Annotated in this window: 21 protein-coding genes, 1 tRNA gene and 1 pseudogene; 14 read left to right on the forward strand and 9 right to left on the reverse strand. The window is 73.9% G+C overall.

What is annotated here, in order from left to right; translation table 11 throughout:
• The first annotated feature begins 98 nt into the window (after positions 1 to 98).
• The 4 genes and pseudogenes from GL259_RS15220 to GL259_RS15235 all read left to right on the forward strand — a co-directional run bounded on the left by GL259_RS15220 (position 99) and on the right by GL259_RS15235 (position 4,970).
• Positions 99 to 1,456, forward strand: a pseudogene (locus GL259_RS15220) (ABC transporter substrate-binding protein).
• A 5-nt stretch (positions 1,457 to 1,461) separates the two neighbouring features.
• Positions 1,462 to 2,475, forward strand: coding sequence for a sugar ABC transporter permease (locus tag GL259_RS15225; protein WP_159538661.1), 1,014 nt, complete (start codon positions 1,462 to 1,464; stop codon positions 2,473 to 2,475).
• Between the two features lie 24 nt (positions 2,476 to 2,499).
• Complete coding sequence (locus GL259_RS15230; protein WP_243762567.1) at positions 2,500 to 3,393, forward strand: carbohydrate ABC transporter permease; 894 nt, start codon at positions 2,500 to 2,502, stop codon at positions 3,391 to 3,393.
• 137 nt (positions 3,394 to 3,530) lie between these two features.
• A complete protein-coding gene (locus GL259_RS15235) occupies positions 3,531 to 4,970 on the forward strand; it encodes a GH1 family beta-glucosidase (protein WP_159533082.1) in 1,440 nt (479 codons plus the stop codon).
• Between the two features lie 221 nt (positions 4,971 to 5,191).
• Here the strand turns inward: GL259_RS15235 and GL259_RS15240 are convergent, their stop codons facing one another.
• The 3 genes from GL259_RS15240 to GL259_RS15250 form a co-directional block, all read right to left on the reverse strand.
• On the reverse strand, positions 5,192 to 6,676 hold the full coding sequence (locus tag GL259_RS15240) for a cellulose binding domain-containing protein (protein ID WP_159533084.1): 1,485 nt from the start codon (positions 6,674 to 6,676) through the stop codon (positions 5,192 to 5,194).
• 106 nt (positions 6,677 to 6,782) lie between these two features.
• Entirely contained in the window at positions 6,783 to 8,192 is a 1,410-nt protein-coding gene (locus GL259_RS15245) for a HAMP domain-containing sensor histidine kinase (RefSeq protein WP_159533086.1), read from the reverse strand.
• Entirely contained in the window at positions 8,189 to 8,908 is a 720-nt protein-coding gene (locus GL259_RS15250) for a response regulator transcription factor (protein ID WP_208026474.1), read from the reverse strand. The genes GL259_RS15245 and GL259_RS15250 overlap by 4 nt, the downstream gene beginning before the upstream one ends.
• A gap of 110 nt (positions 8,909 to 9,018) precedes the next feature.
• Here GL259_RS15250 and GL259_RS15255 point away from each other — a divergent pair, with 110 nt between their 5' ends.
• Positions 9,019 to 9,570, forward strand: a complete 552-nt coding sequence (locus GL259_RS15255) for a hypothetical protein (RefSeq protein ID WP_159533088.1) — start codon at positions 9,019 to 9,021, stop codon at positions 9,568 to 9,570.
• A gap of 54 nt (positions 9,571 to 9,624) precedes the next feature.
• On the opposite strand, the gene GL259_RS15260 is transcribed toward GL259_RS15255, so the two are convergent.
• Positions 9,625 to 10,491 carry a fused MFS/spermidine synthase gene (locus tag GL259_RS15260; protein ID WP_159533090.1) on the reverse strand — a complete coding sequence of 289 codons (867 nt, stop codon included), beginning with the start codon at positions 10,489 to 10,491 and terminating at the stop codon, positions 9,625 to 9,627.
• A 114-nt stretch (positions 10,492 to 10,605) separates the two neighbouring features.
• Positions 10,606 to 11,076: a hypothetical protein gene (locus GL259_RS15265; protein WP_159533092.1), complete on the reverse strand. Its 471-nt coding sequence runs from the start codon at positions 11,074 to 11,076 to the stop codon at positions 10,606 to 10,608.
• A 288-nt stretch (positions 11,077 to 11,364) separates the two neighbouring features.
• On the opposite strand from GL259_RS15265, the gene GL259_RS15270 reads away from it, so the two are divergent.
• On the forward strand, positions 11,365 to 12,813 hold the full coding sequence (locus GL259_RS15270; protein WP_159533094.1) for a tetratricopeptide repeat protein: 1,449 nt from the start codon (positions 11,365 to 11,367) through the stop codon (positions 12,811 to 12,813).
• Positions 12,814 to 12,884: 71 nt separating this feature from the next.
• Here the strand turns inward: GL259_RS15270 and GL259_RS15275 are convergent, their stop codons facing one another.
• The gene (locus tag GL259_RS15275; protein WP_159533096.1) at positions 12,885 to 13,481 is read right to left on the reverse strand and encodes a histidine phosphatase family protein; all 597 of its coding nucleotides are present in this window, start codon (positions 13,479 to 13,481) and stop codon (positions 12,885 to 12,887) included.
• A 184-nt stretch (positions 13,482 to 13,665) separates the two neighbouring features.
• On the opposite strand from GL259_RS15275, the gene GL259_RS15280 reads away from it, so the two are divergent.
• The 7 genes from GL259_RS15280 to GL259_RS15310 all read left to right on the forward strand — a co-directional run bounded on the left by GL259_RS15280 (position 13,666) and on the right by GL259_RS15310 (position 20,096).
• Positions 13,666 to 14,625, forward strand: coding sequence for a phosphatase PAP2 family protein (locus tag GL259_RS15280; protein ID WP_159533098.1), 960 nt, complete (start codon positions 13,666 to 13,668; stop codon positions 14,623 to 14,625).
• Positions 14,576 to 15,745, forward strand: a complete 1,170-nt coding sequence (locus GL259_RS15285) for a hypothetical protein (protein ID WP_159533100.1) — start codon at positions 14,576 to 14,578, stop codon at positions 15,743 to 15,745. The genes GL259_RS15280 and GL259_RS15285 overlap by 50 nt, the downstream gene beginning before the upstream one ends.
• Positions 15,736 to 17,349 carry a hypothetical protein gene (locus tag GL259_RS15290; RefSeq protein ID WP_159533102.1) on the forward strand — a complete coding sequence of 538 codons (1,614 nt, stop codon included), beginning with the start codon at positions 15,736 to 15,738 and terminating at the stop codon, positions 17,347 to 17,349. Before GL259_RS15285 ends, GL259_RS15290 begins: the two co-directional genes overlap by 10 nt.
• A complete protein-coding gene (locus tag GL259_RS15295) occupies positions 17,346 to 18,701 on the forward strand; it encodes an AAA domain-containing protein (protein ID WP_159533104.1) in 1,356 nt (451 codons plus the stop codon). The genes GL259_RS15290 and GL259_RS15295 overlap by 4 nt, the downstream gene beginning before the upstream one ends.
• A 217-nt stretch (positions 18,702 to 18,918) precedes the next feature.
• Positions 18,919 to 19,284 (forward strand): hypothetical protein, encoded by a 366-nt coding sequence (locus GL259_RS15300; protein WP_159533106.1) that lies wholly within the window; start codon positions 18,919 to 18,921, stop codon positions 19,282 to 19,284.
• A 157-nt stretch (positions 19,285 to 19,441) separates the two neighbouring features.
• Positions 19,442 to 20,032 carry a bifunctional DNA primase/polymerase gene (locus tag GL259_RS15305; protein WP_159533108.1) on the forward strand — a complete coding sequence of 197 codons (591 nt, stop codon included), beginning with the start codon at positions 19,442 to 19,444 and terminating at the stop codon, positions 20,030 to 20,032.
• A tRNA-Lys gene (locus tag GL259_RS15310) sits at positions 20,023 to 20,096 on the forward strand. The genes GL259_RS15305 and GL259_RS15310 overlap by 10 nt, the downstream gene beginning before the upstream one ends.
• A 63-nt stretch (positions 20,097 to 20,159) precedes the next feature.
• Here the strand turns inward: GL259_RS15310 and GL259_RS15315 are convergent.
• Positions 20,160 to 21,377: a M6 family metalloprotease domain-containing protein gene (locus GL259_RS15315; RefSeq protein ID WP_166461499.1), complete on the reverse strand. Its 1,218-nt coding sequence runs from the start codon at positions 21,375 to 21,377 to the stop codon at positions 20,160 to 20,162.
• A gap of 436 nt (positions 21,378 to 21,813) precedes the next feature.
• Between GL259_RS15315 and GL259_RS15320 the strand changes: the two genes are divergently transcribed.
• Complete coding sequence (locus GL259_RS15320) at positions 21,814 to 23,688, forward strand: bifunctional diguanylate cyclase/phosphodiesterase (RefSeq protein ID WP_159533112.1); 1,875 nt, start codon at positions 21,814 to 21,816, stop codon at positions 23,686 to 23,688.
• Here GL259_RS15320 and GL259_RS15325 read toward each other — a convergent pair.
• Positions 23,664 to 24,764 (reverse strand): LLM class flavin-dependent oxidoreductase, encoded by a 1,101-nt coding sequence (locus tag GL259_RS15325; RefSeq protein ID WP_159533114.1) that lies wholly within the window; start codon positions 24,762 to 24,764, stop codon positions 23,664 to 23,666. The two genes, GL259_RS15320 and GL259_RS15325, sit on opposite strands and share 25 nt — an antisense overlap.
• A 411-nt stretch (positions 24,765 to 25,175) precedes the next feature.
• The gene (locus GL259_RS15330; protein ID WP_159533116.1) at positions 25,176 to 25,976 is read right to left on the reverse strand and encodes a hypothetical protein; all 801 of its coding nucleotides are present in this window, start codon (positions 25,974 to 25,976) and stop codon (positions 25,176 to 25,178) included.
• Positions 25,977 to 26,081 lie beyond the last annotated feature (105 nt).

Raw genomic sequence — 26,081 nt, forward strand, 5'->3', positions numbered from 1 at the left:
AACCCGCACGTTCCCCGCCCGAGCCGCAGCGAGCAAGACACGGGCCCAACAATGCCGTTGGCCGGGGGGTCGGCACGTCAGGGCAACAGGAGGACGCAATGCGAGCACGTACCCTCCCCCTCTCTCGGCAGCGCTCGGGCGGGGGGAAGCCCATCGCCCGCAGGGCACTGGCCGTCGCAGCGGCGGTCGCGCTGAGCACCGGGATGCTGGCCGGCTGTGCCGACGACGGCGACGACGGCGGCTCCGACTCCTCGTCGGGCGGCGAGGGCAAGACCACCATCACGCTGGGTCTGTTCGGCACCATGGGCTTCAAGGAAGCCGGCCTCTACGCCGAGTACGAGAAGCTGAACCCGGACATCAAGATCGAGCAGAACGTCATCGAGCGGAACGAGAACTACTACCCCCCGCTGCTCAACCACCTCACCACCAACAGCGGTCTGATGGACATCCAGGCCATCGAGATCGCCAACATCGCCGAGATCGTCGGCACCCAGGCGGACAAGTTCACGGACATGTCCAAGGCCGAGGGCGTGGACAAGAACAACTGGCTCAGCTGGAAGTGGCAGCAGGCCACCACCAAGGACGGCCGGACCGTCGCCCTCGGCACCGACATCGGCCCGATGGCGATCTGTTACCGCAAGGACCTCTTCGAGAAGGCCGGCCTGCCGACCGACCGCGAGGAGGTCGGCAAGCTGTGGGCCGGCGACTGGAACAAGTTCATCGAGACCGGTGAGAAGTACAAGAAGAAGGCCGGCAAGGACACCTTCTTCATGGACTCCCCCGGCGGCCTGCTCAACGCCGTCCTCAGCAGTGAGAAGGAGAAGTTCTACGACGCCTCCGGCGAGGTCATCTACAAGACCAACCCGGCCGTCAAGAACGCCTTCGACCTGACCGCCGAGGCCGCCGAGAAGGGCCTGGTCCAGTCGCAGACGCAGTTCCAGCCGGCCTGGGACACGACCATCGCCAACAGCAAGTTCGCCACCGTCGCCTGCCCGCCGTGGATGCTCGGCACCATCAAGGGCAAGTCGCAGCCGGACGCCGCCGGCAAGTGGGACGTGGCCGTGGCGCCCAAGTCCGGCAACTGGGGCGGCTCCTTCCTCGGCGTGCCGAAGAGCGGCAAGAACGTCGAGGAGGCGCAGAAGCTGGTGGCCTGGCTGACCGCGCCCGAGCAGCAGACGAAGCTGTTCAAGGTGCAGGGCAGCTTCCCGAGCACCCCGGGCGCGTACGACAGCCCCGAGGTGACCGGCGCGAAGAACGAGATGACCGGTGACTCCCCGATCGGCAAGATCTTCTCCGAGGCCGCCAAGCAGATCCCGGACCAGGTCATCGGCCCGAAGGACCAGATCATCCAGCAGGGTCTGACGGACAACGGCGTCATCCTGGTGACCAAGGGCAAGTCCCCAAGGAGGCCTGGGAGACGGCCACCAAGACCATCGACAACAGCCTGGACAAGTGACCCGCATGGCCACCCGCCACGACACCGCCGCGCTCCCCTCCAAGGGGGGCGCGGCCCCGGGCCGTCCGTCCAAGGGCTCCGCGCCCATGGACGAGGACCAGCGACGCCGGGCCAAGCTGTCCCGGCGCTGGCAGCGCGACATGCGCTGGAGCCCGTACGCGTTCGTCTCGCCGTTCTTCCTGCTGTTCCTCGCCTTCGGCCTGTTCCCGCTGATCTACACGGGCTGGGCCTCGCTGCACCAGGTGGAGCTGACCGCCCCGACCGACATGAGCTGGGTCGGGCTGAAGAACTACACCCGGATCTTCGATGACGAGTTCTTCTGGAACGCGGCGCAGAACACCCTGACCATCGGCATCATCGCGACCGTTCCGCAGCTGCTGATCGCGATGGGCATCGCCCACATCCTCAACTACAAGCTGCGGGCCTCGACCTTCTACCGGGTCGCGATGCTCGCTCCGTACGCCACCTCGATCGCCTCCGCCTCCCTGGTGTTCGTGCTGCTCTTCGGCTACGACTACGGCATGATCAACTGGGTGCTCGACTTCGTCGGGATCGACCCGGTCGACTGGCAGGGTGACAAGTGGCCCTCGCAGTTCGCCGTGTCGGCGATCATCATCTGGCGCTGGACCGGTTACAACGCGCTGATCTACCTGGCCGCGATGCAGGCGATCCCGCAGGACCTGTACGAGTCGGCGGCGCTGGACGGCGCCAGCCGCTGGAAGCAGTTCATCCACGTGACGCTGCCCTCGCTGCGCCCGACGATCCTGTTCACGGTGGTGGTCTCCACCATCGGCGCCAGCCAGGTCTTCGGCGAGCCGCTGCTGTTCGACGCCAACAAGGGCGCGTCCGGCGGCGCGGAGCACCAGTTCCAGACGCTCGGCCTGTACCTGTACGAGCAGGGCTGGGTGAACCAGCACCTGGGCCGGGCCTCGGCGATCGCCTGGACGATGTTCGCGATCCTGATCGTCATCGGCATCATCAACCAGCTCATCTCGCGCCGGCTGCGCGCCAGCAGTTAAGGAGTTGTGGCCGTGACGACGACTGTGACGCCCCCCGAGACCACACCCGCCAAGGAGTCCAGGCGCCCGCGCCTGCCGAAGTCGGCGCGGGCCGGCGGGACACTGCACGGCGGTCCGATCGCGTACGCGATCCTGATCGTGTTCACGATCGTGTCGCTGTTCCCGCTGGTGTGGACCGCGATCGCCGCCTCCCGGGACAACCAGCGGCTGGCGCAGAACCCGCCGCCGCTCTGGTTCGGTTCCAACCTGTTCAAGAACCTGGAGATCGCCTGGAAGGACGCCAACCTCGGCGAGGCCTTCCTCAACACCACGATCGTGGCGGGCATCTCGGCGGTGACCATCGTCGTGCTGTCGACGATCGCCGGGTTCGCCTTCGCCAAGCTGCGCTTCAAGGGCCGCAACGCGCTGATGCTGATCGTGATCGGCACGATGATGGTGCCGCCGCAGCTCAGCATCATCCCGCTGTACATGATGGTCGCCAAGCTCGACTGGTCCGACCAGCTGCAGGCGGTCATCTTCCCGTCGCTGGTGAGCGCGTTCGGCGTGTTCTTCATGCGGCAGTACCTGCTCCAGGCCCTGCCGGACGAGGTCATCGAGGCCGCCCGGGTCGACGGCGCGAGCAGCTGGCGCGTGGTGTGGCACGTGGTGTTCCCGGCCGCGCGGCCGGCGATGGCCGTGCTCGGCATGCTGATGTTCGTGCAGACCTGGAACGACTTCCTGTGGCCGTTCCTGGTGCTGACCCAGACCGGCAGTCCGACCGTGCAGGTCGCGGTCGCGGGCCTCGGCCGCGGTTACACCCCGGACCAGTCCCTGATCATGGCGGGTGCGCTGCTGGGTACGCTGCCCCTGCTGCTGGTCTTCGCGATCTTCGGCAAGCAGATCGTGGGCGGCATCATGCAGGGTGCCGTCAAGGGCTGACGCCCGCTCACCCGGAGCACCCCGGGGGCCGGGTCACCGCCGCCTCGGCCCCTCCTCTCCCCTCTCCTCCTCTCTCCTCCCTCTCATCCCCCTCTTCCACCCGTCGGTCCTCCACGACCTCCTATGGGAGCGCTTCCATGTCTGACTCCGCCACGCCGGCGACCCCGGTGACCTTCCCTCCCGCCTTCCTCTGGGGCGCCGCGACCTCCGCGTACCAGATCGAGGGGGCGGTGCGGGAGGACGGGCGCACCCCTTCCATCTGGGACACCTTCAGCCACACGCCGGGCAAGACGGCCGGCGGCGACACCGGTGACATCGCCGTCGACCACTACCACCGCTACCGCGAGGACGTGGCGCTGATGGCGGAGCTGGGCCTGAGCGCCTACCGCTTCTCCGTCTCCTGGCCCCGGGTGCAGCCCACCGGCCGCGGTCCCGCCGTGCAGCGCGGCCTCGACTTCTACCGCCGTCTGGTGGACGAGCTGCTGGCGCACGGCATCAAGCCCGCCGTCACCCTCTACCACTGGGACCTGCCGCAGGAGCTGGAGGACGCGGGCGGCTGGCCGGAGCGCGACACCGCGTACCGCTTCGCCGAGTACGCGCAGATCGTCGGCGAGGCGCTCGGCGACCGGGTGGAGCACTGGATCACCCTCAACGAGCCGTGGTGCAGCGCCTTCCTGGGCTACGCCTCCGGCGTGCACGCCCCCGGCCGCACCGACCCGGCGGCCTCGCTGCGGGCCGCCCACCACCTCAACCTGGCGCACGGCCTGGGCGCCAAGGCCCTGCGCTCGGTGATGCCGGCCCGCAACTCGGTCGCGATCAGCCTCAACTCCTCGGTGGTGCGGCCCCTCTCGCCGAGCGACCCGGCGGACGTGGCGGCGGCGCGCAAGATCGACGACCTGTCCAGCGGCATCTTCCACGGCCCGATCCTGCACGGCGCCTACCCGGAGACGCTGCTGGAGGCGACCTCGTCGCTCACCGACTGGTCGTACGTCCAGGACGGCGACCTGGACCTGATCCACCAGCCGCTGGACGCGCTGGGCCTCAACTACTACACGCCCACCCTGGTCTCGGCGGCGGACCCGGACGCGAAGGGCCCGCGGGCCGACGGCCACGGGGCGAGCGACCACTCGCCGTGGCCCGCCGCGGACGACGTCGCCTTCCACCAGTCGCCGGGCGAGCAGACCGAGATGGGCTGGTCCGTCGACCCGACGGGCCTGCACGAGCTGATCATGCGCTACACCGCCGAGGCGCCCGGCCTGCCGCTCTACGTCACCGAGAACGGCGCGGCCTACGACGACAAGCCCGACTCCGACGGCAGGGTGCACGACCCGGAGCGCGTCGCCTACCTGCACGGCCACCTCTCGGAGGTCCGCCGGGCCATCGCCGACGGCGCGGACGTGCGCGGCTACTTCCTGTGGTCCCTGATGGACAACTTCGAGTGGGCGTACGGCTACGACAAGCGCTTCGGCGCGGTGTACGTCGACTACGTCACCCAGCAGCGGACCCCGAAGTCCAGCGCCCTGTGGTACGCGCGGGCGGCCAGGTCGGGGGCCCTGCCCGAGCCCGAGCGCATCTGACCCTCTCCGAAGCGGGGGGCGGGGCGCGGCGCCCCGGGGGAGCGCCGCGCCCCGTACCGGGGTCCGGACCTGCCACCGGACCCGTCACCCGTGCCCCGGCCGGATGGGGGACCGGCCGGGGCACGCGCCTGCCCGTTCCCCGGTGAGGACCGCGGTGCGGGTGAGGGCCGGCGGAGCGGTGAGGATCAGTGCAGCGGTGAGGGCCAGTGGTGCGGTGGGGGTCAGTTGTACGCCGCGAACGCCTTGGTGAAGGCGAACTGGTCCTGGAGGATCGAGCTGCAGGTGGGGTCGGCGGACGGCTTGGTCCCGCCGGGGCACTGCCGGTCCCGGGTGCCGGACCACATCGACAGCCAGGCCAGGCCCTTGGCCCTGGCGAAGTTCACCAGCTGGGTGGCGTCGTCGACCTCGAAGATCTCGGTGACGACGTCGTTGACGCCGATCATGGGCGTGACCGCGACCGTCTTCCAGGCCTCGTCGTCGCTCAGTCCGAGGACGCCCTTGATCTGGGCCTGGGTGGCGGTGGCCGCCTGCTCGGCGTAGGTGCCCATGTCGCCGCTGTAGGCGGGACCGTAGTCCATCGCCATGATGTTGACGGCGTCGATCCGCACGCCGTTCCTCTTCGCGTCCTCGAGGAGGTTCACACCGTCCTGGGTCAGGCCCTCGGGCATCACCGGGAGGGTGAAGGAGACGTCCAGGTCCGGGTGGTCCTTCTGGAGCCTGGCGACGGCCTGGGCGCGGCGGGTGTTGGCCGCCGCGTTCGGCAGCGCGCCGCCCTCGACGTCGAAGTCGACCTTGGTGAGGTCGTAGGCGTCCACCACCTTCTCGTACGCCGCCGCCAGCGCGTCCACGGAGGCGCAGGTGGTGCCCAGTTCGGAGCCGGCCGCGCCGCCGAAGGAGACGCGGACGTCGCCGCCCCGGGCGCGCAGCGCGCCGATCTGGCCGGCCACCGCGTTGCCGCCGAGGTCGCTCACGCCGCCCCACTTGGGGGTGCAGCCGCCGCCGTCGGTGACGAAGGCGAGGTTGTAGTCCTTCACCCCGGTCGCCTCGGCGCTCGCGACCAGGTCGAAGGCCGGGAAGAGGGAGGTGTCGACGTAGGGGGCGAAACCGGCGGTGGCCGGGGTGCCGCTGCCGGTGCTCTCCGTGGGCTTCGGGGTCGGGGTCGCCGTCGGCTGTCCGGTCGCCGTGGGCTTCCCGCTCGGCGTCGGCTGCCCGGTGGGGGCCGGGGTCCCGGTGGGGGTCGGGGCCCCGGTGGGGCGGCCGCTGGGCTCCGGGGCCGGGCCGCCGTCCGCGGAGCACTTCGCGCCGTCGACGAGGCAGCCGGTCGGCTCGCCGGTGCCCTTGGCGACGAAGCCGACGGTGACCGACTCGCCGGGGGCCAGTCCGTCGGTGTCCCACTGGGCGGGCCGCACGGTGACGTGCCGGCCGCTCACCCGGAACTCGGCGTTCCACAGCGATCCGAGCTCGGTGCCCGCGGGCAGGTCGAACTCCAGCGTCCAGTCCTCGTCCCGCTCGCCGCTGTCGTTGGTCACCACGTACTGGGCGGTGTATCCCGTCGACCACTCGCTGGTCCTGGTGTACGCCGCGCCGACCCCGGCCGCCTGGGCGGTGCCGGTGAACAGGAGCGCGCCGCCGCCGGCCACGGCCGCGGCGACCACGCCGCCGATCGCCTTGTTCCTGCCGCTGACCCTGCGCCGGTGCGTGCTCATCGCGTGCCTGCCTTCGTTGCCGTTCGGGGGGTGCGGCAGCACGCTAGCGATCCGGAATCGGACAAAGTTCCCGATCCGGAAGGCCGTCGGCGGTCTTAGGGTGCGCTTAAGGAAGGGATCGGGGGCGGTTAAAGATCGGGACCAGCCGGCCCGGCCCGCGCCGGCGCACGGCCCCCCGGTGCCCGCGCCGCCGGGGTGCCCGCTCGCGCCCGTCGAGCTGGATCCAGATCCGCACCTCGGTCCCGCCGAGCACCGACGAGCCGATCCGTACGTCACCGCCGGTCGACTCCGCGAGCCGGCGCACGATGTCCAGGCCGAGCCCGGTCGAGCCGTCGCTGCCCGAGCCCCGGCCGCGGGCCATCGCCGCCTCGGGGTCGGGTATGCCGGGCCCCGCGTCGGAGACGAGCACGATCACCGCGTCCTCGCCGTTGTGCACGTCGACCGCGAACGCGGTGCCCTCGGCGGTGTGCCGGAAGACGTTGCCGAGCAGGGCGTCGAGGGCGGCGGCCAGATCGGCGCGGGCCACGGGGATGCGCACCGGCCGGTCGGCCCCGGCCACCCGCCACTTGCGGCCCTCGTCCTCGGCGAGCGCCGACCAGAACGCCATCCGCTCGCGCACCACTTCGGCCGCGTCGCACCCGGCGCCGGGCCCCGCGGCGGCCGTCTGCGGCTTGGCCTCCCGGGCGGTGCGGATGATGGTGTCCACCTCGCGCTCCAGCTGCTCGACCGCCGCCCGGGTCTGCTCGGCGGCCGGGCCCTCCCCCAGCGAGGCGGCGTTGAGCCGCAGCACGGTCAGCGGGGTGCGCAGCCGGTGGGACAGGTCGGCGGCCAGTTCCCGCTCGTTGGCGAGCAGTTGGACGACCTGGTCGGCCATGGAGTTGAACGCCACCGCCGCCAGCCGCAGTTCGGTCGGCCCCTCCTCGGGGACCCGGGCCCCCAGCTTCCCCTCGCCCAGCTCGTGCGCCCCCTCCACCAGGCGTTTCGCGGGCCGCACCATCCGCACGCCCAGCCGGTCGGCGACCGCGACCGAGCCGAGGATCAGCGCGACACCGACCGCGGCGAGCACCGCCCAGGCCGTGCCGACGCCGTTGGTGACCTCGGACTCGGGGACGAACACCTCGACCACGGCGATCTCACCGGTGCTGAGCGCGACCGGCTGGAGCAGCGTCGAGCCGCCGGGCACCGTGGAGGTGGAGGCGCGCCCCAGTCTGCGCACCGCCGCGACGTCCTCGGCGGCGGCCCGCCGGCGGCCTATGTCGAGGGCCTCGCTGCCGTCGCCGGCCGGGATGTGCACGGCCATGGCGGTGTCGGAGCCGGTGGAGGCGACGACCCGCTCGAGCTGGTCGCGGTCGGTGGTGATGGACAGCGCGGGGGCGATGGCCGCCGCCTCCCGCTCGGCGCCCGAGAAGGCGCGGTCGCGGGCCATCTCCCGCACGACCAGTCCGAGCGGCACCGCGAACGCGATCACGACCATCGCGGTCACCGCCAGCGACACCTTGACCAGCGCCCACCTCATCGCGGCGGCTCCCCTCCGGGCAGGGGCGCGGCGGGCGGTTCCAGCTTCACGCCGACCCCCCGCAGGGTGTGCAGGTAGCGGGGCCGGGCGGCGGTCTCCCCCAGCTTCCGCCGCAGCCAGGACAGATGGACGTCGATGGTCTGGTCGTCGCCGTAGGACTGCTGCCACACCTCGGCGAGCAGCTCCCTGCGGGGCACGACCACACCGGGCCGCCCGGCCAGGAAGGCGAGCAGGTCGAACTCACGCCGGGTCAGGTCGAGCCGCACGCCGTCCAGTTCGGCCTGGCGGCGCAGCGGGTCGACGGTCAGTCCGCCGACCCGGATCACGGGGGACGACGCGCCCTCCCCGCCGCCGGACCGGGCCCGGCGCAGCACCGCCGCCATCCGGGCCGAGAGGTGTTCCACCGAGAAGGGCTTGGTCAGATAGTCGTCCGCACCGGCGTTCAGCAGCCGCACGATCTCCGTCTCGTCGTCCCGGGCGGTGGCGACGATCACCGGCACGTCCGTGATGCCGCGCAGCATCTTCAGGGCCTCGGACCCGTCGAGATCGGGCAGTCCGAGATCCAGGACGACCACGTCGAAGCGGAAATGGGCGACCTCGCGCAGCGCCTCCAGCGCCGTGCCGACGCTGCGCACGGTGTGCGAGGCGTCGGTCAGCTGCCGGATCAGCGCCGAGCGGACGAACTGGTCGTCCTCGACCACGAGAACACTTGCCATGCGCCGCACCGTACGCCATGGCGGGCGGGACGGGTGCGGGCCTGTGGATAACTCCGGATACCTCCTCAGGCGCGACACTCGTGGGGCGGGTGGGGCAGGATGGGCCGACGATGCGCAGAGGACTCGTACACGTACTGGCCTGGCTGCTCGCCACGGGCGCGGCGGTCACGCTGTCCTGGTGGGGTGTCAGCACGGTGATGAAGGGCACCGCCTACGATCCGCCGCGCGCCCTGCCCGTCGCGGCGGCGGGCGCGACCGCGCGGGAGTCGGGACCGGTGTCGTCCTCGACGCGGCGGCCGCCGGACGCGCCGAGCTCCCGGCCCTCCGGGAAGCCGTCCCCGACGCCGGACGCGGCGTCCCGCGAGCCGGCCCCCGAGCCCTCGCGGTCCCGGCCCGCGCCCACGCGCTCCCCCTCCCCCTCCTCCGCGCCCGCCGACTCCGGCCGGGTCAGGAGTTACGACACCGACGGCGGGCGGGCGGTCTTCGACCTCGGCGAGACCTCCGCGTCCCTGGTGTCGGCGACGCCGGGGGCGGGCTGGTCGATGCAGGTGTGGAAGACGGAGACGTGGATCCGGGTGGAGTTCACCTCGGGCGCGGACCGGGTGTCGGTCTTCTGCACCTGGCACGACGGACCGCCCCGCGTGGAGATCGGGAACTACTGACCGGGCCGGACCGGTCCGACCGGTCCGGGGCGACCGGTCCGGGGCCGGCGCCGTTCACCGGAACACCGAGGGAGGCGGCGCGGGCGACGCCACCGCCGCCCGGTCGGTCACCGGTGCCGCCCCGCCGGCGAAGTCCGTGAGGTCCCTGCCGTGCTGGACCCGGCCCGGGTGCGGGTCGGAGGCGGCGCGGCGGGTCAGCTCGGCGATCGGCAGGGGCGCGTCGGAGGCGACCAGGACGGCGTTGCCGAAGCGCTTGCCGCGCAGTACCGCGGGGTCGGCGATCAGTGCGAGCTCGGCGAACCGGGCGGCGGCGGTGGCGATCTGGCCGCGCAGGTGGGCGAGCGGCGGCCCGTCGGCGAGGTTGGCGGCGTAGACCCCGCCGGGTGCGAGGGCCCGGCGGACGTCGTCGAGGAACTCGGTCGAGGTCAGGTGGGCCGGCGTCCGGGCCCCGCTGAAGACGTCGGCGACGACGAGGCCGGCCCATCCGTCCGGCACCTTGGCGAGCCCTTCCCGGGCGTCCGCGGAACGCACCCGGATCCGGGCCCTGGGGTCCAGCGGCAGCTCCCGGCGGACCAGTCGCACCAGTGCCGCGTCCCGTTCGACGACCTGCTGGGTGGAGCGGGGGCGGGTGGCGGCGACGTACCGGGCGAGGGTGAACGCGCCGCCGCCGAGGTGCACGGCGTGCACGGGGCCGCCGGGCGGGGCGACGAGGTCGACGACATGGCCGAACCGGCGCTGGTACTCGAAGGAGAGGCGCGTGGGGTCGTCCAGGTCGACGTGCGACTGCGGGGCCCCGTCGATCAGCAGCGTCCAGGCCCGCGGCCGCTCCCGGTCGGGGACGAGCCGGGCGAGGCCCCCGTCGACGTCCTCGACGACGGCTTCGGCGGCCTGCCTGCGCCCGGAGTTCCTGGACCTTCCCATCAGGGCATTGTCCCAAAGCGTCCGGCGCCGCTGCCCGACGGGGCGCGGCCCCGGTCCGCCCGTCCGCCCGCCGGGTCGGCCCGCCGGGCCCGGCCGCCCGTCGCGCGGGCGCCGTCAGCAGCAGCCGTCCACCGCCTCGAGCAGTCGCCGGGCCTCGCCCAACGCCGCCCGCAGCACCGCGGGGTCGGTCGCCGGGTCCGCTTCCCCGGGGGGCAGCAGCCAGGCCGAGCCCTCCACCGGCGGCCCCGGGGACGGCCGCAGCCCGCGGCCGTCGGTCTCCGTGCAGGTGCTGCCCGGCACGTCCCAGGCGGCGGCCGTCCCCGGCGGCACCAGGAAACCGAGCGTGTCGCCGCAGTCGTCGCGCAGGACGAGCCCCACCGCGTCCCCGGCCCCGCGCCGCAGGATGTCGATCGCCTCCAGACCCTGCCGCGCCGGAACCGTGACCACGTCGCACTCCGGCGGCACGAGGGGGGGAGAACCGCCCGCGGCGGCCGTCACGCACCCGGTCGCCGGCGGCGTACCCGACGGCGCGCCCGACGACGTACTCGGCGGCGTCAGAGGATCGCTGCTCTGGCTGGTCACCATCCCGGCCTCCACCACACACATCCCTGCCTGGAAACGAGCGGGTCGGGAGTCGGGGGCCTCCCGGTCCACAGGGTTCAACGCGCCGGACCGTCAACGGAAACGCCGAAAGTGCGCCGCAAAGGATGGCAGATCATGGCAGATCACGGCTGAGATATCCGGTTTGTGGCCAAACATCGCGTGGCGACTCCGTCACAGCAGGTACGTTCTTGCCCGCCGGAAACAGGGTGGCACTTGGACAACTCATCCCGAGTCCGGCATGGTTCGACGGTTCGCAGAGAGGACCCGGCCATGGCGTCGTCAACGGTGCCCTCGTCCCAGCCCGACCGGCCACCGCGGCCGAACCTCGTCTTCCGGCAACTGCGCGGACCGCGCTCGCCGGCCGAGTTCGCCGCGGCGGTCCGCCGGGCCGCCCGCGAGATCGGCGAGCGGGTCAGCTGTGACGCGCGGTACGTCCACCGGGTGGAGGCAGGCGAGATCCGCTGCCCCAACTACGCCTACGAACGGGTGTTCCTGCACATGTTCCCCGGCCGCACGCTGACCGACCTGGGCTTCGCGCCCCGCTCGTCGGTCCGCGGGCGCCGGGCGCGGGACGCCGGGGACACGCCCCCGGCACACACCGCGGATCCGGCGGACGTCACGGGTGAGACAAGGGTGGCGTACGAGTCGTATGACACGCAGGACCGGTACGACACGTACGACACGCACGACCACGAGGAGAGCGACGTGCTGCGTCGCGCATTCATGACCGGCGGAGGCGCCACGGTGGCCGCCGCCTCACTGGGCCCTCTCGGGTTCGCCTCGGACGCCTCGACGGCGCAGCGCGCCGTGCGCCGCGCCGGGGCGAGCGACGCGGGTGCCCTGGAAGAAGCCGTCCGCCGGATCCGGCTGCTGGACGACCGGCACGGGGCCGACGGCCTCTACCGGCGTGCGGCGGCTCCCCTGCGCGCCGCCTACGCGCTGCTGGACGCCGGGGCGACCCGGCAGCGCACGGCGGACCGGCTGTACGCGGGCGCCGGTGAACTGGCCATCTCGGTGGGCTGGCTGGCCCACGACTCGGGCCGCTTCGACGACGCGCGCTCGCACTACGCGGAGGCGCTGGCGACCGCGCGGGTGACCGGGGACCCGGGTCTGGAGGCGCACGCCTTCTGCAACACGGCGTTCCTCGCGCGGGACGCGGGACGGCCCCGGGAGGCGGTGCGGGCGGCGCAGGCCGCGCAGCGGGTGGCGCGGTCGCTCGGGTCGCCGCGGCTGATGTCGCTGCTGGCGCTGCGCGAGGCGGGCGGCTGGGCCGGACTCGCCGACCGCACGGGCTGCGAGCAGGCCCTGGCCCGGGCCCAGGCCTACTTCGAGCGCGGCCCCTCGGAGGCGGACCCCGAGTGGATGAGCTTCTACGGGGAGGCCGAACTGGAGGGCCTGGAGGCGCAGTGCTGGTCGACCCTGGGCGACTGGCCGCGCGCGGCCCGGCACGCGCGGCGGGCGGCGGAGCTGCAGGACCCGCACTTCACCCGCAACATCGCCCTGTACACGGCGGAGCTGGCGGACGACCTGGCCCGCGGCGGACGCCCCGACGAGGCGGCCCAGGCCGGGATGCGGGTGCTGGACCTGCTGGCCGAGGTCCAGTCGTCCCGGGTCCAGACGATGCTGGCGGGCACGTCCCGCGTCCTGCTCCCGCACCGCCGCGCCTCGGGCGTCTCGGCGTTCCTGGACCGCCACGCCTCGTTCCCCCGCGCGGTCTGAGCGCCCGCGCGGCGCGCGGCGCGGACCGCCGCGCGGCGCCGGGCCGTCCGCCCGACGCCGACGGCCGCTCCTCAGACCGCCAGGTGCCCCAGGTCGTTCCAGCTCTCCAGGGCCGGCTCGCCGTACGCCCAGCCCAGGACCGACAGCGACGTCGGGTTGAGGCGGATGCGGGCCGCGAAGTCGAGGGGCAGGCCCAGCCAGCGGGCGCCGATGGAGCGCAGGATGTGCCCGTGGGCGAAGACCAGCACGTCCCGGTCGGCCGAGCGCGCCCAGGCCACCACCTCGTCCGCGCGGGCCGTCACCTCGGCCGTGGTCTCCCCCTCGGGGACTCCGTCGCGCCAGATCAGCCAGCCGGGGCGGCCGGCCTGTATCTCGGCCGGGGTCATGCCCTCGTACGCCCCGTAGTCCCACTCCATGAGGGTGTCCCAGGTCCGGGCGCGCTCGCCGAAGCCGGCGAGTTCGCAGGTCTCCCGCGCGCGGGACAGGGGGCTGGTGCGCACCTCGACGTCCGGCAGCCCGTCGTACGGCGCCCGGTGCAGGCGCTCGCCGAGCAGCTTGGCCCCGCGCCGGCCCTCCTCCAGGAGCGGTACGTCGGTCCTGCCGGTGTGCTTGCCGGACAGCGACCAGGCGGTCTGTCCGTGCCGGACCAGCAGGATGCGCGGTGCCATGGGAGACCTTCCGGGGGAGACTCACAAACGGAACCCCTCCATCATCGCGCACCCCCTCCGCGGGCAACCCGGGGGGCGATCTCAGCGTCTATCAGGGCCGAAGGCGTCTCGCAGGGGGCGCGTACACCGTAGAGTGGCTGGCCGCCGACGGGCGCCGCGCGAGCACGAGGGGGAGGGCGATCGGATGCCGCACACCGAGACACCGGGCACCGAGGCGGTCCCGGCGACCCGGCTGCGCTGGTGGACCGAGCTGCCGCTGATCGTCCTGGTGTACGCCTGCTACTCGGCGGGGCGGCTGGTCGTCCGGGGCGACGTCTCCGACGCCGTGGACCACGGCCTGGCGATCCTGCGCATCGAGAAGGCCCTGTCCCTCAACGCCGAGCACCCGCTGAACCGTCTCTTCACCCGGGAGCCGTGGATAGGCATACCCGCCGACTTCTGGTACGCGTCGCTGCACTACCTGGTGACGCCGGCGCTCCTCGTCTGGCTGTTCCGCTCCCGCGCGGTGCACTACCGCGCCGCCCGCACCTGGCTGATGACGTCCACCTTCATCGGCCTGATCGGCTTCACCCTGCTGCCCACCTGCCCGCCCCGGCTGCTCGACGCGAGCCACGGCTTCGTGGACACGATGGCCCACTACAGCTCCTGGGGCTGGTGGGGCGGCGAGGCGAGCGCCCCGCGGGGTCTGGGCGGGATGACCAACCAGTACGCGGCGATGCCGAGTCTGCACGTCGGCTGGGCCCTGTGGTGCGGGGTGATCCTGTGGCGGTACGGGCAGACGCGCCTGACGCGGACGGCCGCGGTGGTCTATCCGCTGGTGACCGTGATCGTGGTGATGGGCACGGCGAACCACTACTTCCTCGACGCGGCCGCGGGGGCGGCCGTCATGGGCGCCGGGCTGCTGCTGGCCCCGGCCGTGATGCGGTGCGCCGACCGGGCCAAGTCCCGCTTCCTGCCCCGTGTCGCACCGGTCGCGGCGGACTCCTCCGGCACCCGTTCCCCGGTTGTCAGTGCGGGATGCCAGACTTCCGCGGGTGAGCGATTTCCACGGCAGCGGCAGCACACGTCGCGGTACGGAGCAGGGACCGAGCCCGATGCCTCCCCCCCGGGCGCGGGGGAAGACGCTCCGGCACCGGCTCGCTGAGCTGCGCGGCCCGCAGGTCCCGGCCAAGGCCCTGGACGCGCGCGCCCTGTCCGCCCTCGCCGCCAACCCGGGCTGCAGACGGCGCGCGATCCTCGACGGCGCCGGTGTGGACAAGGCGGCGCTGGCGAGCGCGTTGGGCTCGCCGTCGGTCTTCGGGCAGTCGCAGTTCGCGTTCGTGCGGGGCAACGCGTTCGAGGCGAAGGTGAAGGCCGACGGCGGTACGGAACTGCTGCGCCTCGCCCACGAGAAGCTGGACCGCGCGGCCGAACCGCCCGCCGGCGCGCGCGTGCCCGACCTCACCGCGCAGGGCCCCGAGGGCCGCACCGCGCGCACCGAACTGGCCCTGCGCGAGGCCACCGAGGCCGCCACCGCCGCCCCGGGCACCTGGACGCTGCTCGACCACCCGATGCTCGCGCTCGACGTGGCGGGCTCCCCCGCCTTCCTGGAGCCGGACGCGGTGGTGGTGCACCCGGACGGCAGCTGGACGGTCGTGGAGATCAAGTCCTTCCCGATGCTGGACGGCGCCGCCGATCCCGCGAAGGTCGGCGCGGCGGCGCGCCAGGCCGCGGTGTACGTGCTGGCCCTGGAGCGGGTCGCCGCGCGGCTGGAGCCGTCCCCGCGCGTGCGGCACCGGATCCTGCTGGTGTGCCCCAAGGACTTCTCCAACCTGCCCACCGCGTCCGCCGTGGACGTGCGCAGGCAGCGCGCGGTGACCGCCCGTCAGCTGGACCGGCTCACCCGCATCGAGGAGATCGCCGACACGCTCCCCGAGGGCACCTGCTTCTCGCCCGAGCTGCCCGCCGAGCGCCTGACGGCGGCCGTGGAGTCCGTCCCCGCGACGTACGCGCCGGAGTGCCTGTCCGCGTGCGAGCTCGCCTTCCACTGCCGGGACCGCTCCCGCGCGGCCGGCGCGGTGACCCGCCTGGGCCGTCCGGTCCGCGCGGAACTGGGCGGCCTGGCCACGGTCGAGGACGTGCTCGCGGCGGCCCGCGGCGAGGCCGGTGACCCCGACGACCCGGCGGTGGCGGCGCTGCGCCGGGCCGCGGCCCTGCGCGCGGAGGCGCTGGCCGGCGCGGGCGTGCCCGCTCCCGCCGCGCGGGAGGTGGCCCCTTGTCGCTGATCGACACCCTCGCCCGCCTCGAGGCCGTCAGCACCGGCCGCGCCCGGCCCGCCGCCACCGTCAGGCACCGCCATCTGTCCGAGCGGCCGCTGGTGTTCGTGCCGCTCACCACCGCCGGCGAGGCGGGCGCCCCGCTCGGCGCGCTGGTGGGCACCGACCGGGACGCGCCGCGGCTGCTGGTCGTGCCGCAGCCGCGCGACCGCGACCTGCGGTTCGCGTTCCTGTCCGAACTGGCCGACGTGGTCCTGCCCTACGTCGACGGATTCGCCGGTGCCGTGGAGGCCGCCGAGCGCAGCGAGACCGACCCGGAGACCGGCAAGCGGGTCAAGGTCGAGGTCGAACTGTGCTCGGACGCGCCCCAGTTGATCGTGCCGTCCCGGGCCGGCATCGACCTCGTACGGCTCCTCGGGCGCTCCATGCGTTTCCGGCGCACGGCGGAGCAGGACCCCGAGGCCCCGTTCCCGGCGCCGCCCCGGGTGCCGTTGCTCGGGCGGTGGCTGACGCACTTCGGGGAGCGGGCCCGGGTGCCCGGCTCCTCGCTGCTGCTGGCCGTGACCGACGTCCTGGCCCGGCACTGGGCGACCGGGCAGTCCTCCCTGGAGGACCAGCACCTCGGGGCGCTGCTCGCCTGGATCGACCCGCCCGAGGGGCGGTCCGGCGCCGAGGCCGCGCAGGAGGCCGAGCTCGCGCGGGACGCCGACGGCCAGTTGCTGTGCCCGCCCGCGGGCCCGGCGACCGACCCGGCGTTCGACAACAAGCTGCTCGCCCCCGCCATCGAGCGCTACGACCGGGCCCGCACCGCGCTCGCCGCCGCGGAGGACGGGCTGGAGGCCGACGACCGCCTCGGCGCCCTGACCGCCGCCGAGCGGGAGATCCGCGCACTGGTGGAGAGCCGTACCCGGCCCACCTGGGACGCGGTGTGGCGCGGGCTGGACCTGCTGCGGGAGCTGCCGGAGGGGGCGCGCGTCGAGGAGCGGTGGACGCGCGACCGCTGGTCGTTCACCGGCCACCGGGACCGGGTGCTGGCCGGCGAGCCGCCGCAGCCGCGCCGCGACGACGCGGTCACCGCGGCCAACAAGCTCGCCGTGCGCGAGCGGGAGCAGGCCCGGCTGGAGGCGCAGGAGGCGCTGGACGACCCGCTGGTGATGGCGGGCCGGCGGCTGGCCGGGGAGGCGTTCGCGGGCGAGGTGGTCGACGTGGTGATGGCGTACAGCGAGAGCAAGCGCCCCAGCCCCCGTCCGCTGGTCACCGTCCGCACCGACGACCGCCCCCACCTGGGCGAGCGGACCCGGGTGTACCGCACGCTGGGCGGGAAACCGCAGACCGCGGAGTTCGCCGGACACCGGGACGGGCCGGGCGACGACGGCGACGGCACCCTGGTCGTCCTGCGGATCATGGACAAGATGGGCCGCGGCAAGGAGCCCGAGGAGGGGTCCGTGCCGGAGAAGGGCGACCGCGTGTGCTTCACGCTGTTCGAGCACGAGCCGCGCGGCGGGGCGAAGCTGCCCGATCCCGAGGAGACGCCGTGGACCCACGGCGGGCCGCCCGGTGAGGAGGCCGTGCCGGAGGCCGCCGACCCGGTGACCGAGGAGGACGTGCTGTGACCACCGAGGCCGTGGCCCCCGAGGCCGTTCTCGACCCCGGTGCGGCGGCCGCGCGCGCCACCGACGCGATCCTGGGCGACACCCTGCACGGCGCCGCGCGCGGTGTCGTCGTGGACTCCCCGCCCGGCGCCGGCAAGTCCACCCTGGTGGTCCGCGCGGCGCTGGAGCTGGCCGGGGCGGGCCGCCCGCTGATGGTCGTGGCGCAGACCAACGCGCAGGTGGACGACCTGGTGCTGCGGCTCGCCGAGAAGAACCCCGACCTGCCGGTCGGCCGGCTGCACAGCAGCGACACCGACCCCTACGACAAGGCGCTCGACGCGCTGGACAACGTCCGCACCTCGGCGAAGGCGGCCGATCTCGCCGGCCTCGACGTGGTGATCTCCACGGCGGCGAAGTGGGCGCACGTCAAGGGCGTCGAGCCGTGGCGGCACGCCATCGTCGACGAGGCCTACCAGATGCGCTCGGACGCGCTGCTCGCGGTGGCCGGGCTGTTCGAGCGGGCGCTGTTCGTGGGCGACCCGGGCCAGCTGGACCCGTTCGCGATCGTGGGCAGCGAGCAGTGGGCGGGCCTGTCGTACGACCCGTCGGCGTCCGCGGTGACCACGCTGCTCGCCCACAACCCGGAGCTGCCGCAGCACCGGCTGCCGGTGTCCTGGCGGCTGCCGGCGTCGGCCGCGCCCCTGGTGTCGGACGCGTTCTACCCGTACACGCCGTTCCGCAGCGGCACCGGCCACGGCGACCGCAGGCTCGCCTTCGGCGTCCCGTCGGACGGTTCGGGCCCGGACCGGGTGATCGACGAGGCGGCCGGGTCCGGCTGGGGCCTGCTGGAGCTGCCCGCCCGGCACACCCCGCGCACGGACCCGGAGGCGGTGCGCGCGGTGGCGGCGGTCGTGCGCCGGCTGCTGGACCGCGGCGGCGCGGCCACGTCCGAGCGGTCACCGGACCCCGTTCCGCTGACCGCCGGCCGGATCGCCGTCGGCACCGCGCACCGCGACCAGGCGGCGGCGGTACGGGCGGCGCTCGCGGAGCTGGGCGTGACGGACGTCACCGTCGACACGGCGAACCGGCTCCAGGGCCGGGAGTACGACGTCACGGTGGTCCTGCACCCGCTCTCCGGCCGCCCCGACGCCACCGCCTTCCACCTGGAGACGGGCCGGCTGTGCGTGCTCGCCTCCCGGCACCGGCACGCGTGCATCGTCGTGTGCCGGGAGGGGGTGGACGCCCTGCTGGACGACTACCCGTCCACGGAGCCGGTCCAGCTGGGCACGCTCGTGAAGTTCCCGGACGGCTGGGAGGCCAACCACGCGGTCCTCGCCCACCTCGCCGAACACCGCGTCCGGTGGCGCCCCTGACCCGCGCCCCGGCAACCGGACGACGAACACCGGACCCACCGGCCCCACCGGTCCCACCGAGCCCGCCACCGCCGCCCTCGCCGGACGGGGTCCGGCCCGCGGCCGGTGGCGGCCCCGGCGAAGGAGTGAGGCCCTCTTGCGGGGGCGCGGGACAATGGACGGTGGCCCACTCTTCCAGCGGGTCGACCGCGACGTACGCGTACGAGAAGGAGAAGTCATGGCGGAGCCCACGCCGCGTCGGAACCAGCCGCGGCTACGCCCCGCGCCCCTGCTGTTCGAGCCCGCGGCGGCGGCCGCCGATCCCGAGCACTTCTTCGACCTGGAGTCGATCGACGATCCGCGCGCGCTGCTGGAGCGGGCGACGGAGCTGACGCTGGCGTTCCGCGCCGCGGCGGACCGGGCGACGGAGTTCCAGGCGATGGCGGCGGCCCAGCTGGCCGACCCCCGGCGCTTCGACCGGCTGACGGCGGCCGACATCGCGGAGCGCGCCGAGTGGACCGAGGACTACGCGAAGAAGATGGTCGAGTTCGGCCGGGACCTGATGCGCGGCGGTGAGGGCCCGGGGGACGTCGACCCGGCGTGAGCCCCGGGATCCGGCGGCGCGGTGCGGTCCCGCCGGTTCCGGCCCGAACAGGCGTGGCATATGCCGGGCGGGCACGATACCGCCTCCCCGGACGCCGCGTCCCGGATTCCGGCAACCCTGGGAGACCGTCCCCTCACGCCCGGTAGACCTGTGCGCCATGAGCAGCACACGGAATGCCTCCGACATCAGCGGCGTCACCCCGGACGGCGCCGCCTGGCTCGCCTCGGCAGGCACGTATCCGCGCAGCACGCTCTCGCACTGGAGGGAGCGCGCCGGCGCCCCGGTCGTCCTGCCCTGCGGCACGGTCTTCGACGTGGTGAGCGCGCCCGCGGTCTTCGGGCGCCGGATGCTGGACCGGATGTGGGACGAGGGGCCGGGTTCCGGGCCGGTGGCGGAGTTGCGGGGCCGGATGCTGCTGTTCGCGGCGCCGGGCACGGCCCAGCGGCTGCCGGCCCTCCTGGAGTGGGAGGAGTGGGGCGCGCACGGCCGCGCCGACGCCGTCCCGCCGCTGCTGTGCCACGGCACCGGCGACGCGGTGACGGTCCCGGCCCCCGTCGGCGGGGCGGCCGCCCCGGCCCGCTCCGGCTCGCGCTGGCTCGTCGCCCCGGACACGCGTCACCCCTGGCTGCCGGGCCCGGAGGTGCTGCTCTGGGCGGCCGTGCGGGCGGCCCGCGCGGCCGTGCGGATATCGATTTTTCCTCCCGCCGACCAGGGTGCTAATGTCTACGACGTCAGCAGGCGCCGCTAGCTCAGTTGGTTAGAGCAGCTGACTCTTAATCAGCGGGTCCGGGGTTCGAGTCCCTGGCGGCGCACGACACGGGAAAGACCCCCTGCGAGAGCAGGGGGTCTTCTTCGTGCGCGCCTCCTGCCGGCGATCATCCGGTGGTGATCTTCACCGTCCACGCCCCCGACGCCGTGCGCCCCTCCACCTCCACCCGTACGGGCTCCCCCGGCACCGTGAAGCTCTCGCCGAGGGCGACCGGGGCGTCGGCGAGGGGCGGGTAGACCGAGTCCCCGTGGCAGGCCTCGGTGTGCGGGTGGGCGTCGACGACCTCGATGGGGCCGCCGCCGGACTCGGTGCCGCTGCTCACCCGGTAGACCAGCACCCCCTGCCGGCAGGCCGCCGCGTCGTTGCCGACCGGGCCGCGGACCTCGAAGGCGAGCACGCTGTCGGCGCCGGTGCGCACGACCGCGAGCTTGGCGCCCCGGCCGAGGCCGAAGGACGGCGCCCCGGCCGCGCCCGTCACCGGCACCCCCGGCCCCGCCTCCAGCGGCTCCAGCGTCAGCCGCACCGGGCCCGCGTCCTGCACGCACCGCACCTGCCGGGGTTCCAGCCAGCCCAGCTTCCACTTGTGCCAGCCGAACAGGTCGGGCGCGAGGGCGAACTGGCTGCCCATCAGGTCCCAGTCGCCGACGTGGGTGTCCCAGTCGCCCTTGCCGTCCACCGGCCGGTGGTAGAGGTCGGGCAGGTCGAAGACGTGTCCGGTCTCGTGGGCGAGGACCAGCCGGTCCGGGGGGTGGTTCTCGAAGACGGTGACGACCCGGCGGATGTCGGTGCCGTCGGCCCGCAGCGGGGTGTCCAGGTTGACGACCTTGGTGGCGTCGGAGTCCACGCCCGGCGCGTCCGGGTCGGCGACGAGGTACACGACGTCGTACCGCGAGAAGTCGACCTGCCCGTCCGCCGCGGCGAGCGCGTCGCGCAGGTAGGCCGCCCGGTGGTGGACGGTCCAGTCGCGCCGTATGGCGTACGCCGTGGACGGGCGCGGCATCCGGATCCAGTGCCGCAGGGCGTGCGGGCGCAGCGTGAACCTGCCGTAGGAGGCCCGCTGGAAGAAGCGGCTCGTGGCCGGGAAGTGGTCGGCGGCGAGCTCCTCGGGCGTGGTCAGGGGGTGCGAGTCCGGGAAGGACAGGAACACCATCACCGCGTCCAGCCGGCGCGCCGGGCGCGGGTAGGCGGTGTTCCAGGTGTCCAGGCCCTCGGAGTGGTGCGCGTCGGTGCGGGTCAGGGCGCAGGGCGCCGCGGAGAAGGGCTCGGCGGAGGAGGGGACGGTCACCATCGAGGTCGCCGCGAGCGCCGACATGGTGGTGCACATCGCCGCCGTACTGCGCAGCCGGGGCCGTACACCCGAACGGCTCAGCCCCTTGAGGGCTTCCCGGCCGACTCCTCGTCCTCTCAGGGGGAGCTGACGCGGCACGGGGACCTCCGGGAGACGGTTCACGGGACACCGCACCCAGAGTGTGTGTGTTTGTCGCACTACGCCCTGTTCAGCTGCACCGGACGGGTGAGAAAGCCGGATCCTTCCGCCGGGGCCGCCGACCGGGGCGCCGCGGGAACCCCGAACCACTCACGGAACGTCACAACTGGTCGGAGGCCCGACGAAGCCGATCCACCGGCGGACCGAAACGGTCGGGAAGAGATGCGGGACCGTCCCGGAGACCGGACAGTGGCGGAAAGGGCCTGACGTCGGCCTCTATGATCGGCAGACTTTCCTGCACGGACAGCGATCGAGTGCACTGCGGGAGCGAGCGGTGAGCGGAACGTCCGAAGGGCCGGCGCCCGTAACGGATCTCGACCGACCAGTCGTCACAGAGAGTGAGTTCGCTACGTCTCCCCGTACCGAGTCCCCGTCGTCCCCGTCGTCCTCGCCTCCCCCACCCCTGTCGTCCCTGTCGTACCGGGCCGCCTTCGCGGCCGCGCCGCTCGCCATGGCCGTGGTCGACCGCGAGGGCACGGTGGTCAGCGCCAACGGCAGCCTCGCCGCCCTGCTGGGCGGCGACCCGGACGCCCTGACCGGTGCCGTCGCCGCCGATCTGGTGGACCTCTCCTCCGACGCCCGCATCCGGCACGCCTACCGCGAGGTGCTGTGCGGACGGCAGGCGGAACTGCGCTGCACGCGCCGGCTGAAGCACCCCGAGGGACACATGCTGTGGGTGCGGGTGACGGTCACCCCGCTGCCCACCGACGACGAGGGCGTGCTGCTCTCGGTCGCCGACGTCAGCGCCCGCCGGGAACTCCAGGCGCGGCTGCGGCACTCGCAGATGCACGACCCGGTGACCCGGCTGCCCAACCGCACCCTGTTCTTCGAACGGCTGACGGCCGCCCTGGAGCCGGAGTCGTACGAGCGGAACGGCACCGGCCGGATCGGGCTGTGCCACCTGGACCTGGACGGGTTCAAGGCCATCAACGACACCCTCGGCCACCACGTGGGCGACCGGCTGCTGGCCGCCGTCGCCGAGCGCCTGACGCGCTGCGCGCAGGAGGCGGGCCGGGCCAGGACCGGCCCCCCGCTGGTCGCCCGGCTCGGCGGGGACGAGTTCGCCCTGCTGGTCGAGGACTCCACCGGCACCGAACAGCTCGCCGACCTCGCCGAGTCGGTGCTCGAGGCGATCCAGGCCCCCTTCGACCTCTCCGGCCAGCGGCTGTCGGTCTCCGCGTCCATCGGGGTGGTCGAGCGGCACGCCGCCGGGACCACGCCCACCGCGCTGATGCAGGCCGCCGACACCACGCTGTACTGGGCGAAGGCCGACGGCAAGGCCCGCTGGACGCTGTTCGACCCGGAGCGCAACGCCCACCGGGTGACCCGGCAGGCCCTCGCCTCCACCCTGCGTCCGGCCATCGAGCGGGGCGAGTTCGCGCTGGAGTACCAGCCGCTGGTCGGCATGGAGGACGACCGGGTGCACGGTGTGGAGGCCCTGGTCCGCTGGAACCACCCCCGGTTCGGCACCCTGACGCCGAATCGGTTCATCGGACTGGCGGAGGAGGACGGCTCGATCGTGCCGCTCGGCCGCTGGGTGCTGCGCACCGCCTGCCGCCAGGCCCGCCGCTGGCAGGAGGAGCACCCGGACGGACCGCCGATCTTCGTCAGCGTGAACGTGGCGGTCCGTCAGGTCTGGGACTCCGACCTGGTGGCGGACGTCGCCGAGACCCTGGAGGACACGGACCTCGCGCCGCACCTGCTGCAACTGGAGCTGACGGAGTCGGCGGTGATGGGCTCCTCCGGCCGGCCGCTGCAGGCCCTGAAGGCGCTCAGCGACATGGGCGTGCGCATCGCCATCGACGACTTCGGCACCGGCTACTCGAACCTGGCCTACCTCAGCCGGCTGCCGGTGTCCGTCCTCAAGCTGGACGGCTCCTTCGTGCGGGGCTTCCAGTACGAGGAGCGCGCCGCCGCCCCGCCGAACCCGGCCGACGAGGTGATCGTCGAGGCGATGGTGCAGCTCGCCCACCGGCTCGGACTCACGGTCACCGCGGAGTGCGTGGAGACCTCGGCGCAGGCCACCCGGCTGCGCCGGATCGGGTGCGACACCGGTCAGGGGTGGCTGTACTCCCGTCCGGTGTCACCGGACCGCATCTCCGAGCTGCTGGGCACACCCGGGGTTCAGGCGGGCGCCGGCAACCCGTAGGCGTCCGCGATGAGTTCGTAGGAGCGCAGGCGCACCTCACCGCTGTGCGCGTTGGCCGTGATCATTAGCTCGTCGGCGCCGGTGCGCTTGTGCAGGTCGTCCAGTCCGGCGCGGACCTCGTCCGGGGTGCCGTGGACGACGTTGGCGTTCCAGGAGTCGACGAACTCCCGCTCCATCGGGGTGAAGGGGTACGCCTCCGCCTCCTCGGGCGTGGGGACCAGGCCCGGGCGGCCGGTGCGCAGCCGGACCATGTTCAGCGCCGCGGCCAGCACCTGGCGGCGGGCCTCCCGCTCGTCCTCGGTCGCGAGCGCGGAGACGCCGATCAGGGCGTAGGGCGCGTCGAGGACCTCGCTGGGCCGGAAGGAGTCGCGGTACAGGTCCAGCGCGGGGATGGTGTTCTGCGCCGAGAAGTGGTGGGCGAAGGCGAACGGCAGGCCGAGCACGCCGGCCAGCCGGGCGCTGAAGCCGGAGGAGCCGAGCAGCCAGACCGGCGGCCGGTGCGGGGACTGCACACCGCCGGGCGACGTCGCCTGCACCGGGCCGGGAACGGCGTGGATCCGCCGGTAGGGGTGGCCGTCGGGGAAGTCGTCGTCCAGGAAGCGGGTGAGCTCGGCGAGTTGCTGGGGGAAGTCGTCGGCGCCCTCGTTGAGCCGGTCGGTGCGGCGCAGGGCCGCCGCGGTGGCCCCGTCGGTGCCGGGGGCGCGGCCGAGCCCGAGGTCGATCCGCCCGGGCGCCATGGCCTCCAGCGTCCCGAACTGCTCGGCGATGACGAGCGGCGCGTGGTTGGGCAGCATGACGCCGCCGGAGCCGAGCCGTATGCGGTCGGTGTGGGCGGCGAGGTGGGCCAGGATCACGGCGGGCGAGGAGGAGGCCACACCGGGCATGGAGTGGTGCTCGGCGACCCAGTACCGGTGGAAGCCGCGGGCCTCGGCGAGGCGCGCGATGTCCACGCTGGTCCGCAGGGCGTCGCTCGCGGTCCGGCCCGCGCCGACGGTCACCAGGTCCAGCACCGAGAGGGGGACGGGCGCGGTGCCGTGGGCGGTGCCCCGGATCTCCTCTGCGGCGTCTGCGGCCATGGTGGGGTGCCTCCTGTGGGGTGGGACGTTCGCTGCACGCCACAACAGGAGGGGACCCTCCGGTTATTCCCCGGTGGGGGCCTCGAAGGTGCCGGTCCGCGGGACCGGCCGGTGCGGTCGCACGCCACCGCCGGCCGGGCCCGCGGTCCGCGGGTGTGCGCGCCGGGCGGTTCTGCGCTATGATCATTCTGTCAGGTCGCAGGGACAACCCCCGGCGGTCGGCAGTGCGTTGGTGGTCCAAGGAAAGACGTCCCGCTTCCTGCGGGGAGATGCAGGTGCAAGGCCTGCCCGGCGCTCGACGAGAACCCCGGTCCCACTCCAGTGGGACCGGGGTTCTTCCGTGTCCGGCCCGCGGTGCCGTCCCCGCGGGCCGGGGCGGGCGCGTCGCCCCGGCCCGCGGCAGGGGACGGATCAGCCGAGCTTGGTCTCCTGCGCCTCGATGACGGCGGTCGGCTGCTCGAACGCGTCGCCCCGGGTGACCGCCGCGATGTTGAAGGACGAGAATCCGGCGAGCGTGGTGCCCTGCCGGAAGACGACGACCTTGGTCTCGGCGGGGGTGCCGTCCACCTCGGTCCCCACCGTCCAGGCGACGGCGTCCTCACCGGCGGCGAGCTTCTCCTCGTCGACCCCGGTGATCCGCTGCTCGTCCCCGTCGGACGTCATCGTGAAGCCCCCGGCGCACTCCTCGCCGGCCTTCCTCAGCTCGTCGAGGGTCCGCTGCGCGCCGTCGGCGTCGTAGGACCACAGGGAGGCCATCGTCTTGGTGATGTCGAGGGAGTCGATCGTGGCCTCCTCGGCCTCCTCCTCCGTCATCTCCGCGAGCTCCTCCACCGAGGGCATGCCCTCCTCGGCCGCCGCGGACTCCCGGGTGACGAGCCGCTGGGCGCTCGCCGCCGGCTCGCCCGCCGGCTGGGCCGACAGCACCCGGGCGACGGGCTCGCACTCGGCCTGCTCCACGGAGACGGCGCCGGGGTCGAGGACGTCGTCCTTCCCCGGCTTCTCGACCTTGTGGCCCTCGAGGTCGCCGGCGGCGACCACGAGCTTCTCCAGTTCGCCGGCGGTCAGCGCCTTCGCCGCCGGCTTGTCGGACCCGCCGCCCTTCGCCTTCGTGTCCCCGCCGTCCTGGTCGCCCCCGCCGCAGGCGGTGACCACCAGGGCGAGGGTGGCCGCGGAGGCGGTCAGGACGGTACGGCGCACGGCGGTGGTTCGCATGGTTCTCTCCGGTGTTCAGCGCCCTGCGCCCGGGAACGGCGCAGGATCACGAGAGCAAGACCGCCATGACCGGGTCAAGGTTGTACCGGGCACGGCCACGCCGCC

The sequence above is a fragment of the Streptomyces sp. Tu 3180 genome (assembly GCF_009852415.1).
Taxonomy (GTDB): domain Bacteria; phylum Actinomycetota; class Actinomycetes; order Streptomycetales; family Streptomycetaceae; genus Streptomyces.